At 75.0% G+C, this 15,565-nt stretch carries 11 protein-coding genes and 1 pseudogene; 6 read left to right on the top strand and 6 right to left on the bottom strand.

What is annotated here, in order from left to right:
* Positions 1 to 235, bottom strand: a pseudogene (locus ABD080_RS16065) (hypothetical protein); the annotation flags it as partial.
* 36 nt (positions 236 to 271) lie between these two features.
* The gene (locus ABD080_RS16060) at positions 272 to 1,192 is read right to left on the bottom strand and encodes a hypothetical protein (protein ID WP_343906376.1); all 921 of its coding nucleotides are present in this window, start codon (positions 1,190 to 1,192) and stop codon (positions 272 to 274) included.
* 152 nt (positions 1,193 to 1,344) lie between these two features.
* On the opposite strand from ABD080_RS16060, the gene thiD reads away from it, so the two are divergent.
* Entirely contained in the window at positions 1,345 to 2,223 is an 879-nt protein-coding gene (thiD, locus tag ABD080_RS16055) for a bifunctional hydroxymethylpyrimidine kinase/phosphomethylpyrimidine kinase (RefSeq protein ID WP_343906374.1), read from the top strand.
* A 19-nt stretch (positions 2,224 to 2,242) separates the two neighbouring features.
* Here the strand turns inward: thiD and ABD080_RS16050 are convergent, their stop codons facing one another.
* Complete coding sequence (locus ABD080_RS16050) at positions 2,243 to 3,475, bottom strand: glycoside hydrolase family 3 N-terminal domain-containing protein (protein ID WP_343906372.1); 1,233 nt, start codon at positions 3,473 to 3,475, stop codon at positions 2,243 to 2,245.
* A gap of 62 nt (positions 3,476 to 3,537) precedes the next feature.
* Here ABD080_RS16050 and ABD080_RS16045 point away from each other — a divergent pair, with 62 nt between their 5' ends.
* The 4 genes from ABD080_RS16045 (at position 3,538) to ABD080_RS16030 (ending at position 8,589) form a co-directional block, all read left to right on the top strand.
* Complete coding sequence (locus ABD080_RS16045) at positions 3,538 to 4,149, top strand: hypothetical protein (protein WP_343906370.1); 612 nt, start codon at positions 3,538 to 3,540, stop codon at positions 4,147 to 4,149.
* The gene (locus ABD080_RS16040) at positions 4,146 to 6,308 is read left to right on the top strand and encodes a prolyl oligopeptidase family serine peptidase (RefSeq protein WP_343906368.1); all 2,163 of its coding nucleotides are present in this window, start codon (positions 4,146 to 4,148) and stop codon (positions 6,306 to 6,308) included. Before ABD080_RS16045 ends, ABD080_RS16040 begins: the two co-directional genes overlap by 4 nt.
* Positions 6,305 to 7,672 carry an alpha/beta hydrolase gene (locus ABD080_RS16035; RefSeq protein WP_240811157.1) on the top strand — a complete coding sequence of 456 codons (1,368 nt, stop codon included), beginning with the start codon at positions 6,305 to 6,307 and terminating at the stop codon, positions 7,670 to 7,672. Before ABD080_RS16040 ends, ABD080_RS16035 begins: the two co-directional genes overlap by 4 nt.
* A gap of 77 nt (positions 7,673 to 7,749) precedes the next feature.
* On the top strand, positions 7,750 to 8,589 hold the full coding sequence (locus ABD080_RS16030) for a hypothetical protein (RefSeq protein ID WP_343906365.1): 840 nt from the start codon (positions 7,750 to 7,752) through the stop codon (positions 8,587 to 8,589).
* Between the two features lie 19 nt (positions 8,590 to 8,608).
* Here the strand turns inward: ABD080_RS16030 and ABD080_RS16025 are convergent, their stop codons facing one another.
* Both ABD080_RS16025 and ABD080_RS16020 read right to left on the bottom strand, forming a co-directional pair.
* Entirely contained in the window at positions 8,609 to 10,066 is a 1,458-nt protein-coding gene (locus ABD080_RS16025; RefSeq protein WP_240811156.1) for a DUF2079 domain-containing protein, read from the bottom strand.
* Between the two features lie 43 nt (positions 10,067 to 10,109).
* A complete protein-coding gene (locus ABD080_RS16020) occupies positions 10,110 to 11,699 on the bottom strand; it encodes an aspartate:alanine exchanger family transporter (RefSeq protein ID WP_343906362.1) in 1,590 nt (529 codons plus the stop codon).
* Between the two features lie 232 nt (positions 11,700 to 11,931).
* On the opposite strand from ABD080_RS16020, the gene ABD080_RS16015 reads away from it, so the two are divergent.
* Entirely contained in the window at positions 11,932 to 14,658 is a 2,727-nt protein-coding gene (locus tag ABD080_RS16015; protein WP_343906360.1) for a S8 family serine peptidase, read from the top strand.
* 100 nt (positions 14,659 to 14,758) lie between these two features.
* Here ABD080_RS16015 and msrA read toward each other — a convergent pair whose 3' ends face one another.
* Positions 14,759 to 15,454, bottom strand: a complete 696-nt coding sequence (msrA, locus tag ABD080_RS16010; protein ID WP_137771454.1) for a peptide-methionine (S)-S-oxide reductase MsrA — start codon at positions 15,452 to 15,454, stop codon at positions 14,759 to 14,761.
* Positions 15,455 to 15,565: the final 111 nt, after the last annotated feature.

Raw genomic sequence — 15,565 nt, 5'->3', positions numbered from 1 at the left:
CCGTGGTCTGCTCGGTGCTCGCGCTCGCCGACTCGGTGGTCGCCGTCGCGCTCGCCGTCGGGTCGCCGCCACCGGAGCCGGGACGCAGCACGAGGTAGCCGACGGTCGTCCCGACGATCAGCAGGAACACGACCGCGAAGGCGAGGCCGCCGATGAGCAGCGGCATGCCGCGACCGCCGCCGGGTCGCTGGGGCCCGGTGCCGGGGCTCGTCGTGGTGCTCGGTCCGGTGTGCATCGATGCTCCTGAAGGGCGGTCCGGTGGGGCGGGTCGTCAGTCGACGACCTCGAGGCTCGCGATGATGTCCTCGAGGTTCTGGACGTGGTCGGGGTGGTCGGCGGCGACGTCGGAGGCGAGGGCGCTGGGACCGTCCGGGGTCTCCACCACGATCGAGGTGACGATCGAGGCGCTCGTGCTGCTGAACTGGTCCTGGTCCTCGAAGTGGTAGGTGGCCTGCACGATCCACGCCGGCTGGCCGTCCACCGTCGTCGGCTCGGAGCGGTGGTCGGTGACCTCGGGGTTCTCCCCGAAGCCCACGAGCACGCCGGAGGTCGTCGCGTAGCACTGGAAGATCGTCACGGCGGCCTGCTCGAGGCCGGGGTAGCCGCCCTCGTCCTCCGTGAACTCGACCTTGCCGAGGTTGACGACGCTGTACCAGGAGCCCTCGACGTTGCGGCCCTGGGAGCCGACCTCGGACATGTAGGGCAGCGAGCTCTCGCTCCACGGGTAGTCCCAGCCCTCGGGGGGCGTGTACTGGAGGTTCCCCCCGCGCACCGTCCCCGGATCGGCGGCGGCGGCCGGCGCGTACTCCGGCATCGTGCAGTCCGTGGTGGGCGCCTGGGTGAAGATCGGGGGCGGCGGGGCGAGGGACGGGTCCTCCTCGTTGGGGACGTACTCCTCGTGGCCCTCGGCGCTGCGCGACGCGGTCGAGGAGGCGACGGTGCGCTCCTCGTCGTCGAGGCCGCGGAACACGGTCTGGGACAGCACGAGCGCCCCCACGGCGAGCAGCACGAGCGCGGAGCCGATCACGGAGAGCACGAGCACGAGGGTGCGGCGCCGCGCGCCCTCGGTGGGGCCGACGGCCTCGTCCCCGCCGTGCTCGTAGTCGGGGAGCCCGTCGGGGCCCGACCCGACGAAGTCGGGCAGCCCGGAGGCGGAGCCCGTGCCGGTGCCCTGATCCTGCGTCGGCGACATCCCGCCTCCCCTCACCCCTGGTCCGGCGGTCCCGATCGTGCCGCCCGGGGGCGATTCTCGCACGGGCGCGCGCGGTGCACGGCGAGCGCACGCCCATCGGGTCACCAGGACCCGCCGCTAGACTCCCCGCCAGCGAACGAACGGAGAACCCCATGCGCCCGCCCCTCGTCCTCACCGTCGCCGGGTCCGACGCCGCCGGCGCCGCCGGCGTCCAGGCGGACCTCAAGACCTTCACCGCCCTCGGCGTCTACGGGGCCAGCGCGATCACGCTCGTCACCTCCGTGGCCGGACACGGACCGCGCGGCACGCACCCGCTGCCGCCGGACGTCGTGCGCACCCAGATCGACGAGGTGGTCCGCGACCTCCACGTGGACGTCCTGAAGATCGGTGCGCTCGGCACCGCCGCGATCGTCCAGACGGTCGCGGACGCCGTGCGCACGCACCGCGACCGGTTCGGGCCGATCGTGCTGGACCCGGTGATGATCGCCTCCGACGGCGCCCCGCTGATCTCCGCCGAGGGGGCCGATGCGCTCCGATCGGAGCTCGTGCCGCTCGCGACCGTGCTCACCCCGAACCTCGCCGAGGCGGCGCAGCTGCTGGGCCGCCCGCAGGCGACGACGATCGAGGAGATGCGCGAGCAGGCCCTCGCCCTGCAGGCGCTCGGCCCGCAGGCCGTCGTCATGAGCGGCGGGCTGCTGCCCGCGGAGGACGACGCCGTCGACGTCGTGGTCCATCCCGGCGGCACGGACCTGCTGCGCGCCGAGCGCGAGGCGGGCCGGCACGTCGCCGGCGCGGGGGCGACCTACTCGGCCGCGATCGCCGCGCAGCTCGCACGGATCGCGGACTTCGACCGGGCCGGGGAGCTCGAGGAGATCGGCGAGGAGGGCGAGGACGACGACCTCGCGACCATCATCGCGACCGCCCGCGAGTTCGTCGCGAGCGCGACCGCGCACGCCGCGGACTGGGAGATCACCCGCTCCGCGCAGGTGCGCCGGCCGCTGAACCACCTCATCACCCTCGACAAGAGCTGACCCCGGGCGGCGCGGGCGATCAGGAGCCGAGCAGCCCCCGCCTCTCCTTGAGCGCGAGCATCCGTCCCGCTGCCTCCCGCACCCGGGCCGCCTGCTCGGGCGACTCCTGCGCCCAGGCGGCGATCGCCTCCGCGAGCTCGGCGGCTATCGACGGGTCCGCGGTGAGGACGACGTCGCCGCCCGCGGCCAGCAGGCGGGTCGCGCGCTCCGCGACGGGGACGTCCGCGACGGCCTTCGCGGCGCCGATGTCGTCGGTGACCACGAGGCCGTCGAAGCCGAGGGTCCCCCGCAGCAGGTCCGTCACCACGGCGGAGGAGAACATCGCGGCGTTGTCCGGGTCGATCCGCGGGTAGACGGCGGAGGCGAGCATGACGGCGTCCGCGCCGGCCGCGATGCCCTCCGCGAAGGAGTCGAGGAACGGGTCCTCCGCGCTCGTGGTGGTGTCCTCGATGCCCTCGGCGGAGAAGTCGGTGTTCTCCCGCACCCGGCCCAGCCCCGGGAAGTGCTTGAGGGAGGCTCCCACGCCTTGCGCGTCGAGCGCTTCGACGGCCGCGCGCACGCACGCGCCCACCTGCTCCGGGTCCGTGCCGAAGCCGCGGTCCAGCGCGCCGACGGGCCCGTTGTCCTCGCCGAGCTCGGGGTCGACGACGTCCGCGACGGGGGAGAGGGCCAGCGGGATGCGGCGCGCGGCGAGGTCCTCGCCGATGCTCGTGTAGGCCTCCGTGACCGCCGCCGCCCCCTCCTCGCCGAGCCGGGCGGCGGAGGAGGTGCGACGGGCGGCGCTCCCGCGCAGCATGCGCACCTGCCCGCCCTCCTGGTCCACGGCGAGCAGCGGGGGGAGGTCCTCGCGGCCGCCGTCGAGGGCGGCGTCGACGACCTCGTCCACGGCGTCGGCGGACTCCCACACGCCGAGCAGGAAGAAGCCGCCCACGGGATGCTCCTCGAGCAGCTCCGGGTCGATCGAGGTGCCCGTGCGCACGCCCACCATGACGAGCTGGGCGGCGAGGTCGTCCTCGGAGAGGTCCTCGAGCAGCAGCTCCGCGGCGCTCGGCGGGGCGGGGGCCGTGGGCTCCGCGGTGGCCGCGCCGTCCGAGGCGCCGCCGCCGTCGGACGCGGAGCCGTCGGAGACGCCTCCGTCGGACGTCCCGCCGTCGGCGGTTCCGTCGGAGCCGCCGCCCGCGGTGCACGCGGCGAGGGCGGGCGGCAGGGAGAGCGCGAGGGCGAGGGCACGGCGGCGGGGGAGGGAGGACATGACCTCGAGTGTTCCACGGCTCCCCGTGACCGGGGACACGGGCGGGACCGTAGTCTGGCCCCATGCAGGACCTCCCCGTCACGATCCCCCCGCAGGAGCACGCCCAGGCCGCCGCGATCGAGCGCGCCACCGGCACCCCGCTCGCCGAGTGGACCGCGCGCCTGGACGCCGCCGGCGCGCGCGAGCTGGGCCACCGGGAGATCGCCCGGCTGCTCGTGGACCGCCACGGCGTCGAGGAGTGGTGGGCGCAGGGCGTGACCGTCGCCTACGAGCAGGTCGTGGGGCTGCGCGTCGTGGGGCAGACCTGCGAGGGCGACTTCGCCGTCTCCGCCTCCCGCACCGTCCCCAGGGACAGGGACGCGGTGCTCGCCGCGTGGAGCGCCTTCATGACCCCCGAGCGCCGCGAGGACCTCCGGCTCGAGGAGCCCGCGATCAGCGAGACCGCGCGCTGGCGATACTGGCGCACCTCCGGGCTCGACGGGTCGCGCGCCTCGATCAACATCTGCGCCAAGGACGAGCAGGGCGGCCGCCCCCGCTGCACCCTCGCCGTCGCCCACAAGGGTATGGAGGACGCCGACCAGCGTGAGGCCTGGAAGGCCACCTGGAAGCAGACCCTCACCGACTTCACCGACAGCCTCGACACCACCACGGACACCACGCAGGAGCAGCGATGAGCACCACCCCCACCCCGTCCCTGCCCGCGCCGGACGGCTCCTCCGACCCGCACCTGTGGCTCGAGGACGTCACCGGCGAGAAGGCCCTGGACTGGGTGCGCGAGCACAACGCGCGCGCCGAGGCGGAGCTCGACGCGGTCACCGGCCCGGACGGCGCGCCGCTCGCCGCGACCCTCCAGCGGGAGATCCTCGAGATCCTCGACGCGAGCGACCGCATCCCCGGCGTCACCCACCGTGGCGGCCACCTCTACAACGTGTGGACCGACGCCGAGCACGAGCGCGGCCTGTGGCGCCGCACGACGCTCGAGTCCTACCGCACCGAGGAGCCCGAATGGGAGGTGCTGATCGACGTCGACGCGCTCAACGAGGCCGAGGGCGAGGACTGGGTGTGGCACGGCGCCCGCCTGCTGCGTCCCGCCCCCGGGCAGCCGTACCGGCGCGCCCTCGTGGACCTCTCCCACGGCGGCTCCGACGCGGACACGACCCGCGAGTTCGACCTCGAGACCCTCACCTTCGTGCCCGCCGCCGAGGGCGGCTTCGAGCGCCCCGAGGCGAAGGGCAGCCTCGCCTGGATCGACGAGGACACCGTGTGGGCCTGCACGGACTTCGGCGAGGGCACGCTCACGAGCTCCGGGTACGCCCGGCAGGCGCGGATCTGGCGCCGCGGCACCCTGCTCGCCGAGGCGGAGCTCGTGCTCGAGGCCGCGGAGTCCGACCTCGCGGCCTTCGCCTCCCACGACTCCACCCCCGGCTGGGAGCGCGACTGGGTGCTGCAGGCCCACGCGTTCTACGACCAGACCCTCCACCTCGTCGAGGGGATCGGGACCGAGGACGGCGTGCGGCTCACGACGATCGACGTGCCGCGGGACCTCGAGGCGAACGCCCACCGCGACCTCGGCGTCTTCTCCCCGCGCAGCGACTGGACCGTGGGGGAGCAGGTGTTCCCCGCCGGCTCCCTCGTGGTCGGCGACTTCGCCTCCTTCCTCGACGGGGAGCCGGGCCTCCACCTGCTCTTCGAGCCCACGGACTCCACCTCCCTCGACGGCATGACCATCACCCGCAGCACGATCGTGCTCTCGATCCTCGAGGACGTCGTGCACCGGCTCGAGGTCCACCACCGCGACGAGGACGGCGCGTGGGTCAGCCAGGACCTCTACCCCGAGCTGCGCGGAGCGCTCGGCGTCGCCGCCTTCGACGCGGACGAGGACGACCGCGTCTGGATCACCGTCACCGACTTCGTGGAGCCCACGACCCTGCTGCTCGGCGACCTCTCCGAGGTGCCCCATGGCGGCGCCCCCGGCGAGCTCGAGACGATCAAGCGCGCCCCGGCCCGCTTCGACGCGGAGGGCATGGACGTCACCCAGCACTTCACGACGAGCGAGGACGGCACCCGCGTGCCGTACTTCGAGATCTCGCCGCGCGGCGCCGAGGAGGCCGCCGAGGCCGGCACCCCCGTGCCCACCCTGCTCTACGGCTACGGCGGCTTCGAGATCTCCCTGACCCCGAGCTACCTCGGCCCGATCGGGAAGGCCTGGATCGAGCGCGGCGGCCGCTACGTCATCGCGAACATCCGCGGCGGCGGCGAGTACGGCCCCCGCTGGCACCAGGCGGCGCTCACCGAGCACCGCCACCGCGCCTACGAGGACTTCGCCGCCGTCGCGAAGGACCTCGTGGAGCGCGGTGTCACGGACCGCGAGCACCTCGCGGTGCGCGGCGGCTCCAACGGCGGGCTGCTCACCGGCAACATGCTCACCCGCTACCCCGAGCTGATCGGCGCCGCGGTGATCCAGGTGCCGCTGCTGGACATGAAGCGCTACTCGCACCTGCTCGCGGGCGCCTCCTGGATGGCCGAGTACGGCGACCCGGACACCGAGGACTGGGAGTTCGTGCGCACCTTCAGCCCGTACCACCTGCTCGCGGAGGGGGTCGACTACCCGCCGTCCTTCGTGCTCACCTCGACCCGGGACGACCGCGTGCACCCCGGGCACGCGCGCAAGCTCACGGCGGCGCTCGAGTCCCTCGGGGCGGACGTCCGCTCCTTCGAGAACATCGAGGGAGGACACGGCGGCGCGGCCACGAACGAGCAGGCCGCACGGATGAACGCCCTGCTCTACAGCTTCCTGTGGAGCACGATCGGGCGGGACGAGCGCACCGCGTGAGGTCCGTCGACCTCTTCGAGCGCTCCGCGCAGGACGACCTGCTGCTGCTGCGCGGGGACGTCATGACGGTGCTGCGGGAGATCTCGGGGAAGGACCCGCGGCTGTTCCCGCTGCGGTACGCCCGGCGCACGCCGCGCCATCCGCGGCCGCAGGACCTCGAGGCGGCGCGCCGCGCCGGGGTCGCCGCCCCGCAGGTGCCGCTGCTGCTGATCCCCGACGGGCCCGGCCGCGCCTCGGTGCTGCCCTACGACCGCCTGCGCCGCACCCTCAGCGACCGCGGCATGGACGTCATCATGATGGAGCACCGCGGGGTGGGGCTCTCGCGGCAGGACGGCGCGGGCCGCGACCTGCCGCGCCACGGCATGCGCCTGACGGAGGTGCTCGCGGATCTCGTCGCCGTCCTCGATCACGCGCACGTGCCGGAGGCGGCCGTCTACGGCGCCGGCTACGGCGGCCATCTCGCGCTCGCCCTCGCCGCGCACCATCCGGAGCGCGTGGCCTCCCTGGTGCTGGACTCCCCGCTCATCACCCCGGACGACGAGGCCGCGGGCCGGGACGCGCTGCGCGCCGCCTACTGGGACGGGACGGTCCCGGCGACCTCCTCCACGGCGTCGGTGCTGCGGCGGCTCGTGGAGGAGGGGCAGGTGGAGGGCCGGCACGCGGGAGCGGTGGTGCTCGCGGTGCACGAGCACGGCGGGCCCGCCGCGGTGCGCGACCTCGTGGACCTCCTCGCACTCGGCCGCGGCCGCCTCACCTGGAGCAGCGTGCGCCAGGTGCTCGCCCAGGACTGGCTGCAGTCCACCCCGTACGTCGACGAGCACGACCTCGTCGCCCCGATCGCGCACACCGAGCTCGGATACGGGCACCATGCCGACGGCGGCCCGCTGGACCCGCTGGGCCTCGCCGCCTCGCAGGGCCACGGGGTCCCGCCCTTCGCCGGGGAGCCCTGGGACATGCCCCGCCTCGCCGCGGGGATCACGACGCCGACGCTCGTGCTCGCGGGGGAGCGGGACCTCGTGCGGCCCCCGCACCTCTCGCGTGCGCTCGCCGCGGCGATGCCGGAGGCGGCGATGCTCGAGGTGCCGGGCGCGGGCCACGTGCTGCTCGAGTCGCGCACGCCGCTCGCGCAGGTCGCCGCCCGCTGGGCCGTGAGCGGGGCGCAGATGGAGCTGCCCCGCCTCACCCGGTCGCTCGCGGCGCTCCCCGCGACTCCCGCGGACCAGACCCTCGCGGGCGGCCTCCGGCTCGCGCTCGCCGCGGAGCGGTACTCGCCGTGGCGCCTGCGCGTGGAGTCCGCGCGCACGCGGCGGCACGAGGCGGCGGTGGATCCGACGGCCCGGCGCAGCCGCTCCGTGAAGCTCTGAGGTCGCGCCGGACCGCACCGGCGTGACCTGCACGGACCCTGGTGTCGGGGTCCGGAATCTCCCGATACCCTGTGCGCATGCGCCGTCGAGCCACCGGGATCCGCAGCTCCCTCCCCCTGCCGCCGCGCCGCCGCACGCCCGTGCTCGCGGCCGCCTCGTGCCTCGTCCTCGTGGGCGGGCTCACGGGTCTCGGACTCGCCGGCATGGGACCGCTCGGCGCCCTCGGCGGATCCTCCGCACAGGACGGCGCCGGCAGCGCCGTGGCCTCGACGCCGCCCTCCGCGTCGCCGAGCGCCTCGCCATCCGCCTCGGAGGAGCCGACGGTCGCACCCCCGACCATGGAGCAGCCGACGACCGAGCAGCCCACGACCGAGGCGCCCACGACGGAGGCGCCCGTGACCGAGGCGCCGACGACGGACGCGCCCGCGGTCGAGGAGCCCACCGCCCGGGAGACCGCGGCCGAGGACCCCACCCCCGTCGAGTCGGCGACCACGTCCTCGACGCGAGGCAGCACGACGCGCGGCACCGGCGGGGACCACGGATCCTCGGGGTCGGGGTCGGGGTCGAGCGGCGGATCCTCCTCGGGCGGGACGGGGTCGTCCGGTGGGAAGGGCGGCTCCGGTGGCCAGGGCGGCTCCGGCGGCAGCGGCACCGGCGGGTCGAGTACCCCGTCGGAGTCGGAGGAGCCCGCGAGCCCCTCGCCCTCCGACCCCGCCGATCCCGAGCCCACGACGCCGGACCCCACGGTGCCCGATCCCGATGACGGCACGCCGACCGGCGGCACCCCGGGCGAGGGGACGCCGTCGGAGGGGACCGCCGATCCGGGGGAGCCGGGCGAGGGGACGTCCTCCGGCTCCGCCTCGCCGGTCACCGATCCCGTCGCGAGGACGGGCGCCGGGACGGGCGCGGAGGGCTGAGCCCCGCCCCGTCCGGCGCTCAGGAGCGGCAGGCCACCACGAAGCCGCCGTCGTCCGAGGTCACGGAGTAGGTCGACCCGTACTGCTCGTGCGCCCAGGCGGCGACGTCGGAGGGCGGGGCGCCGCTCCAGGAGAAGGCCTGCTCGTCCACGAGCACGCACTGCGGGACCCGCTGGTTCGGCCCGTGCACCCACTGCACGTCGTGGTCCGGGACCGCACGGGCGAGCAGGGTGATGTCGGAGGCGACGACGGTGCCCTCGGGCAGCGCGTCCAGGGCGCGCTCGGCCGCGGGGAGCCGCGGGCTCTCCTGCCAGGCGGAGGGACGCAGCACGTCCACGAGCGGCAGTGCCCCGCCCAGGGTCGCCGTCACCGCGAGGGACACACCGATCGCGAGGCCGCGCACCACGGCGCCGGGCCGGGCCGCGGAGGTCCCCGTCCAGTCGCCCGCGCGGCCCGTGCGGCGGTCGCCGAGCGCGTCGAGCAGCGCCGCGATCATGACCGGCATGAGGATCGCGCTGTAGTGCCAGGTCCAGTCCCAGTAGAACTCGACCGTGCCGGTGAAGCGCCAGGCGAGCGTGGGCAGCACGAGCACCAGGAGCGGGGAGCGCAGCCCCACCATCCCCGCCAGCGCGAGCAGCATGAGGACCACCTGCCACTTCGAGGCGGGGGTGAACACGTCGAAGACGGACCCGAGGTTGCCCGTGTAGTCGTAGCGCCCGGCCACGTTCAGCAGCGGCAGGATGACGAAGGTCGAGAGCACGAACCAGGCGAGCCCCCAGGCGGCGAGGCCCAGGCCCCAGTGCCGTCCCTCGGCGCGTGACCGCTCCTCCGTGTGCGACCGCCAGGCGATGACGAGCCCCAGCATCAGCACCGTGAGCCCCAGGTCCTCCTTGACCAGGACGAGCGCCCCGCCCCACAGCGCCGCCGCCCGCACCCGCCCGCGCAGCAGGGCCGTGAGGGACAGGGCCAGCAGCGGCACCCCGAAGGCGATCTCGTGGAACTGCACGGCCGCCGCGGCCTGCAGCCCCCAGGACAGCGCGTAGGCGAGGCCCACGAGGGTGCCGGGGAGCGTGCCCAGGCGGTCGATCGCGAGCCGTGCGAGAGGGATCGCGGAGCCGCCCAGCAGCAGCGCCTGCGTCCACAGCAGCGCCGCGCCCGAGGGCCACACCCACCACACGGGGGCGAGCAGCACGAGGATCGGATGGAAGTGGTCGCCCAGCAGGTTCGCGCCGTCCCCCTTGATCGGCACGATCGGGGCGGAGAACGTGCCGTAGTCCTTCGCGAGCTGGGTGAAGATCCCCAGGTCCCAGGACGGCGCGTCGAGTGAGCGCCACTGCTGCACGCCCAGCAGCCCGTAGCCGAGCGCAGCGATCAGGGCGATCAGCGGCGGCACGAGCACCCGCGCCGTGAGCAGGCTCCGCACCGGGCGGGGACCGGCGGCGGCGACGGGGCGGGGCGGGTCGGCGGCGAGGGTCACGGCACGAGCGTAGCGGGAGCGGGACGGCGGGCCCCGGGCCGGCTCACAGGAGCACGATCGCCTGCACCACCAGGATCTTCACGACCATGCCGACGGCGAAGAGGGCGGAGTAGCCGGTCTCCGCGCGCTCGTCGTCCGTGAGCGACTGGACGTGGCCCAGCAGCACCGGCTGGCCCACGAAGCCGGCCATCGCGCCGAGCGTGCGCGGAGTGGACATGCCGAGCCGCCGGCCCAGCTCCCGCAGGGCGAGCACCGACGCGGCCGTGAGCACCGCGGCGAGCAGGGCGATCTGCAGGCCCGTGAGGCTGAAGGCGGTCGCCGCGAAGGAGTGGCCGCTCGCGAGGCCCACGCAGGCGAGGAAGAGCACGAGCCCCAGCTGCCGGATCGTGAGGTTCGCGGCGCTCGGCATCGTCCACACGAGCCGGCCCGTCCGCTCGATCCGGCCCAGCACGAGGCCCACGACGAGCGGACCGGCGGCCGCGCCGAGCGCGACGGAGGCCCCGCCGCCGAGCGGGACCGCGACGAGCCCCGCGAGCACGCCGAGGGCGATGCCGAGGCCCGCGCTCGTCCAGTCCACCTCGGTGATGCGCTGCTCGCTGTCCCCGAACAGGGCGGAGATCTCGCCCATCCGCTCGCGCGGCACGACCACCCGCACCCGGTCGCCGAGGTGCAGCGGCATGTCCGGCACGGCGAGCAGGTCCCGGTCCCCGCGGCGCACCCGGGTGATGATCCCTCCGAACCGCGAGGGGATCCGCAGCTGGGCGACGGTGCGCCCGGCGATCTGCGGGTCGGAGACCACCCAGCGGCGGTAGTCGACGACGGAGCGGTCGTCCGCGAGGTGCTCCGGGACCACGTGCCCCAGGGCCCCCGCGGCGAGCCGCACGGCCTCCGGCACGCCGACGAGCAGCAGCCGGTCGCCCACCTCGAGCGAGTCCTCCGGCCGGGCGACGCGCACGGCGCCGCCGCGCAGCAGGTAGGACATGCGCACCTGGCCTCCCGCGAGGCCCGTCGTCGCGGCGATGCCGGGGATCTCCCGCACCGTCATCGCCCGCTCGACCTCGACGGTCACGGTGAGCAGGCCCGCCGCGGAGGACGGCGCCGGGTCCCGGTGCCCCCGCAGCGGACGGTGCGCGACGGCGGAGAGCACGAGCAGGGAGACGACGACGCCGACGGGGTACCCGATCGCGAAGCCGATCGCCGGCTGCGGGGAGCCGCCGGTCGCCGCGGTCGCCGTGTCGAGCGCGGGGGAGGCGGTGGTCATGCCGGCGAACATGCCGCCGATCGCGCCCGTGTCCAGTCCCAGCAGCCGCGCCGCACCGAGGCTCGCGGCGCCCACGAGCACGAGCAGCACGGTCGCCCCGAGCACGAGCCGGGTCTGGGTGCGCAGGTCCCGGAAGACGGTCGCGCCCGCGGCGAGGCCCGTCGTGTAGACGAACAGGGCGAGGCCGAGCGCCTGCAGCAGTGCGAGCCCCTCGCCCAGGCGCGGATCGAGCGCGCCCACGGCGAGCCCCACGAACAGCGCGCCCGCCGCACCGAAGCGCACAGGCCCCAGCCGCACCGATCCGAGGGCCGAGCCCGCCGCCATGACGAGGAGCAGGACGAGCAGTGGGGAGGCGGCGAGGAAGTCCAGCATGCGACGAGCCTAGAACGCGGGGACCGTGACTCCGCAGGTCAGAGCGTGACGTGATCGGAACGTCACCGTGTCGTCCCGGTCACGGCCGAATAACGGTTTGCGTCTCCGGGGCGGTTCCGGCCCCGTGACGCGGCGCACATGGTCGAATGCCGCCAGCGGTGCGCCCCGGGAACGGTCCCGGAGGCGCGCGAGCGCGGCGCACCGCCCGTCCCCACCCCGGAGGTCCTCCTCGATGTCCGTCAGATCCACGCCGCCCTCTCCCTCCTCGCCGCCGTCGGCCCCGCGCCGGCACCTCCCGCGGGCCCGCGGGCTCCTCGCCGGGACCGCCGGCGCCGCCCTCGTCGCCGGGCTGCTCACCGCCCCCGCCGCCCTCGCCGCCCCCGCGGACCTCGACCCCCTCGGCTCCGCCTCCGAGCTCGGCGTCGACGTCCCCGTCCAGGACGACCTCCTCGACGGCGCCGCCGAGGCGATCCCCGGCCGCTGGCTCGTGCAGGTCTCCGGCGACCCCGCCCTCCAGGGCGGCAGCGCGGGCGCCAACCGCACCACCCAGAAGAAGGTCGAGGACTCGGCGGAGGCCGCCGCGGTCCCCTTCACCGTGCAGCGCTCCTTCACGGGCGGCTGGAACGGCATGTCGGTCTCCATGGACGATGCCGACGTCGCCGCCCTCCGCCAGGTCCCCGGCGTCGAGGCCGTCTTCCCGGTGCTCGCCGTCGAGGCCCCGCGGCCCGCCGACGCCGCCCCCGAGGACGAGTACGGCAACGCGATGACCGGGGCGGACACGCTCCAGCAGGTCGACGGCCTCACCGGCGACGGCGTGAAGGTCGCCGTGATCGACTCCGGCATCGACTACAACAACCCCGACCTCGGCGGCGCCGGGACGGACGACGAGACCGCCGACTTCCCCGGCGATCGCGTGATCGGCGGCTACGACTACGTGGGCGACGACTACGACTCCTCCACCGCGGGCAGCACCCCGCAGCCCGATGCGTACCCCGACGACTGCGGCGGCCACGGCACGCACGTCGCCGGCATCATCGGCGCCGACGGCGAGGTCACCGGGGTGGCGCCCGAGGCGGACCTCCTCGCGTACCGGATCTTCGGCTGCGACGGCACGAGCGACACCGACGTGATCCTCGCGGCGATGGAGCAGGCTCGGGCCGACGGCGCCGACGTGGTCAACATGTCCCTCGGCGCCTCGTTCATGACCTGGCAGGACTACCCGACGGCGCAGCTCGCCGACTCCCTCGTCGCCTCCGGCACGACCGTCGTGATCTCCGCCGGCAACTCCGGCACCTCCGGCACCTTCTCGAGCGGCGCGCCGGGCGTGGCCTCCGACGCGATCACCGTCGCCTCCGTGGACAGCACCCACCGCCGCTCGCCCTTCGCGACCGCCGCCGGCGCCGACCGCGGCTACGCGGCCGCCGAGGGCGCCGTCGCCCCGCCCACCTCCGGTGAGCTCACGCTCGTCGCGGCGGGCGAGGCCGGCACCGATGCCGCGCTCGCCTGCGACCCCGCCGCCGTCCCCGCGGCGACGGGCGAGGGCCAGGCGCTGCTCGTCTCGCGCGGCACCTGCAGCTTCCGCGAGAAGGCGCTCGCCGGCGAGTCCGCCGGCTACGACGCCGTGATCCTCCACAACAACGCCCCCGGCTCCCTCTCGCCGACGGTCGAGGGCGACCCCGCCCTCACGATCCCCGTGGTCATGGCCTCGCAGGCGGACGGCCTCGCCCTCCAGGAGGCACTCGCCGCCGGCCCGGTCACCTGGGCCTGGCAGGAGGGCACCACGGTGCTCGAGAACGAGACCGCCGGCCTCGTCTCCGACTTCTCCTCCTACGGCCTGACCGCGGAGCTGGAGCTCAAGCCCGACATCGCCGCCCCCGGCGGCTCCATCTGGTCCACGCTCCCGCTCGAGGAGGGCGGACACGGCTCCATGTCCGGCACCTCGATGGCCGCTCCGCACGTCGCGGGCGCCGCCGCGCTGCTGCTCGAGAAGCCCCCGGAGCTCACCCCGGCGCAGGTCAAGTCCGCGATGATGAACACCGCCGACCCGCTGACCTGGTCCCTCGCCCCGGACCAGGGCTACCTCGAGCCCGTCCACCGCCAGGGCGCGGGCCTGCTCGACCTCGTCTCCGCCGCGCATACGACGACCAGTGTCGCGGAGCCGTCGATCTCCCTCGGTGAGGGCGAGGACGGCCCCCGCACCGTGACCATCACGGTCGCGAACGCCGCCGACGAGGACCGCACCTACGACGTCGGCGTCCGCCACGGCGTCGCCACCGGCGCCCCGACCTCGGACCCGGAGTTCTACGCCGCCGAGGGGATCGCGGAGCCCTCCGCGAGCACCGTCACCGTCCCCGCCCACGGCAGCGCCGACGTCGAGGTGACCCTCGGCGAGGACTTCGGCGAGGACGGCATCATCTACGGCGGCTGGGTGACGCTGACCGGCACCGACGAGGACCTCGTGGTCCCCTTCGCGGGTCTCTCCGGCGACTACCAGGCGCTCACCGTGCTCGACGACGCCGGCGCCGGCCTGCCTGCGCTCGGCGTCTCCGACGGCGAGGGCAGCGTGAACCTCGATCCCGACGGCGGCCACACGTACACGATGCAGGACGGCGATGTCCCCTACCTCGCGTACTCCCTCGCCTACCCGGCGGAGCGCTTCGAGGTCCGTGCCTACGAGGTGAAGAAGAACGGGAAGCTGAAGATCGTGAACCCGTCCGTCGGCCACGTCGCCGCGGAGGACCACCTCGGTCGCACCGAGTCCCCCGAGGTCTGGGCCTGGGACGGCAGCTACGCGCTGAAGAACGAGAAGTCCAAGTCGGTCAAGAACGGCGACTACCTGCTCGAGCTGCGGGTGCTCAAGCCGCTCGGCGACGCCTCGGACCCCTCGGACTGGGAGACCTACACGTCCCCCCGGTTCACCATCGCGAACCCGACGCCCGGCAAGCCCGGGGCGCACTGACGCGCTGAGCGCGCACCGATGACGATCGGGCGGCGATCCCCTCGGGGTCGCCGCCCGTCGTGCATCCGGCACGGATCCGGGTCGGGCCCGCGCCGCGGGCTCAGCCGATCGAGCAGGCCACGCCGTTGAACCCGTGGTTGCAGTACCCGCCGGGGTTCTTCGCGAGGTACTGCTGGTGCTCGGGCTCCGCCGTGTAGTAGCGGCCGTCGCCGGCCTCCGCGAGCGGGGCGAGCTCTGTCGTGATCGCGCCACGGCCCGCCGCGTCCAGATCGCGCTGGTAGCGCTCGGCGCTGTCCCGCACCACGCGGCCCTGGGCCTCGGAGGTCCAGTAGACGGCGCTGCGGTACTCGGTGCCCACGTCGTTGCCCTGACGGTTCGCCGTCGTCGGGTCGTGCTGCTCCCAGAAGGCGGTGAGCAGGGCGCGGAGGGTCTCCTCGCCGCCCGTGTAGACCACCCGCACGGCCTCGGCGTGACCCGTCCGTGCGGAGAACACCTCCTCGTAGGTGGGATGCGCGGTGAAGCCGCCCGCATAGCCGGCGGAGGTCGTGTGGACGCCCGGCACCTCCCAGGCGATGCGCTCCACGCCCCAGAAGCAGCCGCCCGCGAGGACGATCTCCTCGGAGCCCGCCGGCCAGGGGGCCGGGTCCGTCGGCGCGTCGGGGCCGAGCATGTCCGTGCCGAGCACCGCGTGCTCGCGCACCAGGGGATAGGCGTAGCCGGGACGCCCCGGGAGGGCCTCCTCGCGCGAGATCATCTGCTTCTTGTGCCCGTACAGGAGGTCCATCATCTGCCACATGCCGACCACGCTAGACCTCCCGCGCACGGCGGTGGAAGCGGAGGTCGCGCACGGAACACGGGGATCCGCCCAGGGCGTACCGGGAGGGCCGTGGGGCCGACGGGACCCGTC

This window comes from Brachybacterium rhamnosum (genome assembly GCF_039526185.1).
GTDB lineage: Bacteria > Actinomycetota > Actinomycetes > Actinomycetales > Dermabacteraceae > Brachybacterium > Brachybacterium rhamnosum.
Note: the sequence above shows the minus strand (reverse complement) of the source record. Positions and strands in the feature narration are given on the sequence as shown.

Bases quoted from the DNA above. Each gene is read 5' to 3' on its own strand.
- ABD080_RS16060 (WP_343906376.1), bottom strand. From the start codon at position 1,192: ATGTCGCCGACGCAGGATCAGGGCACCGGCACGGGCTCCGCCTCCGGG.
- thiD (WP_343906374.1), top strand. From the start codon at position 1,345: ATGCGCCCGCCCCTCGTCCTCACCGTCGCCGGGTCCGACGCCGCCGGC.
- ABD080_RS16050 (WP_343906372.1), bottom strand. From the start codon at position 3,475: ATGTCCTCCCTCCCCCGCCGCCGTGCCCTCGCCCTCGCGCTCTCCCTG.
- ABD080_RS16045 (WP_343906370.1), top strand. From the start codon at position 3,538: ATGCAGGACCTCCCCGTCACGATCCCCCCGCAGGAGCACGCCCAGGCC.
- ABD080_RS16040 (WP_343906368.1), top strand. From the start codon at position 4,146: ATGAGCACCACCCCCACCCCGTCCCTGCCCGCGCCGGACGGCTCCTCC.
- ABD080_RS16030 (WP_343906365.1), top strand. From the start codon at position 7,750: ATGCGCCGTCGAGCCACCGGGATCCGCAGCTCCCTCCCCCTGCCGCCG.
- ABD080_RS16020 (WP_343906362.1), bottom strand. From the start codon at position 11,699: ATGCTGGACTTCCTCGCCGCCTCCCCACTGCTCGTCCTGCTCCTCGTC.
- ABD080_RS16015 (WP_343906360.1), top strand. From the start codon at position 11,932: ATGTCCGTCAGATCCACGCCGCCCTCTCCCTCCTCGCCGCCGTCGGCC.
- msrA (WP_137771454.1), bottom strand. From the start codon at position 15,454: ATGTGGCAGATGATGGACCTCCTGTACGGGCACAAGAAGCAGATGATC.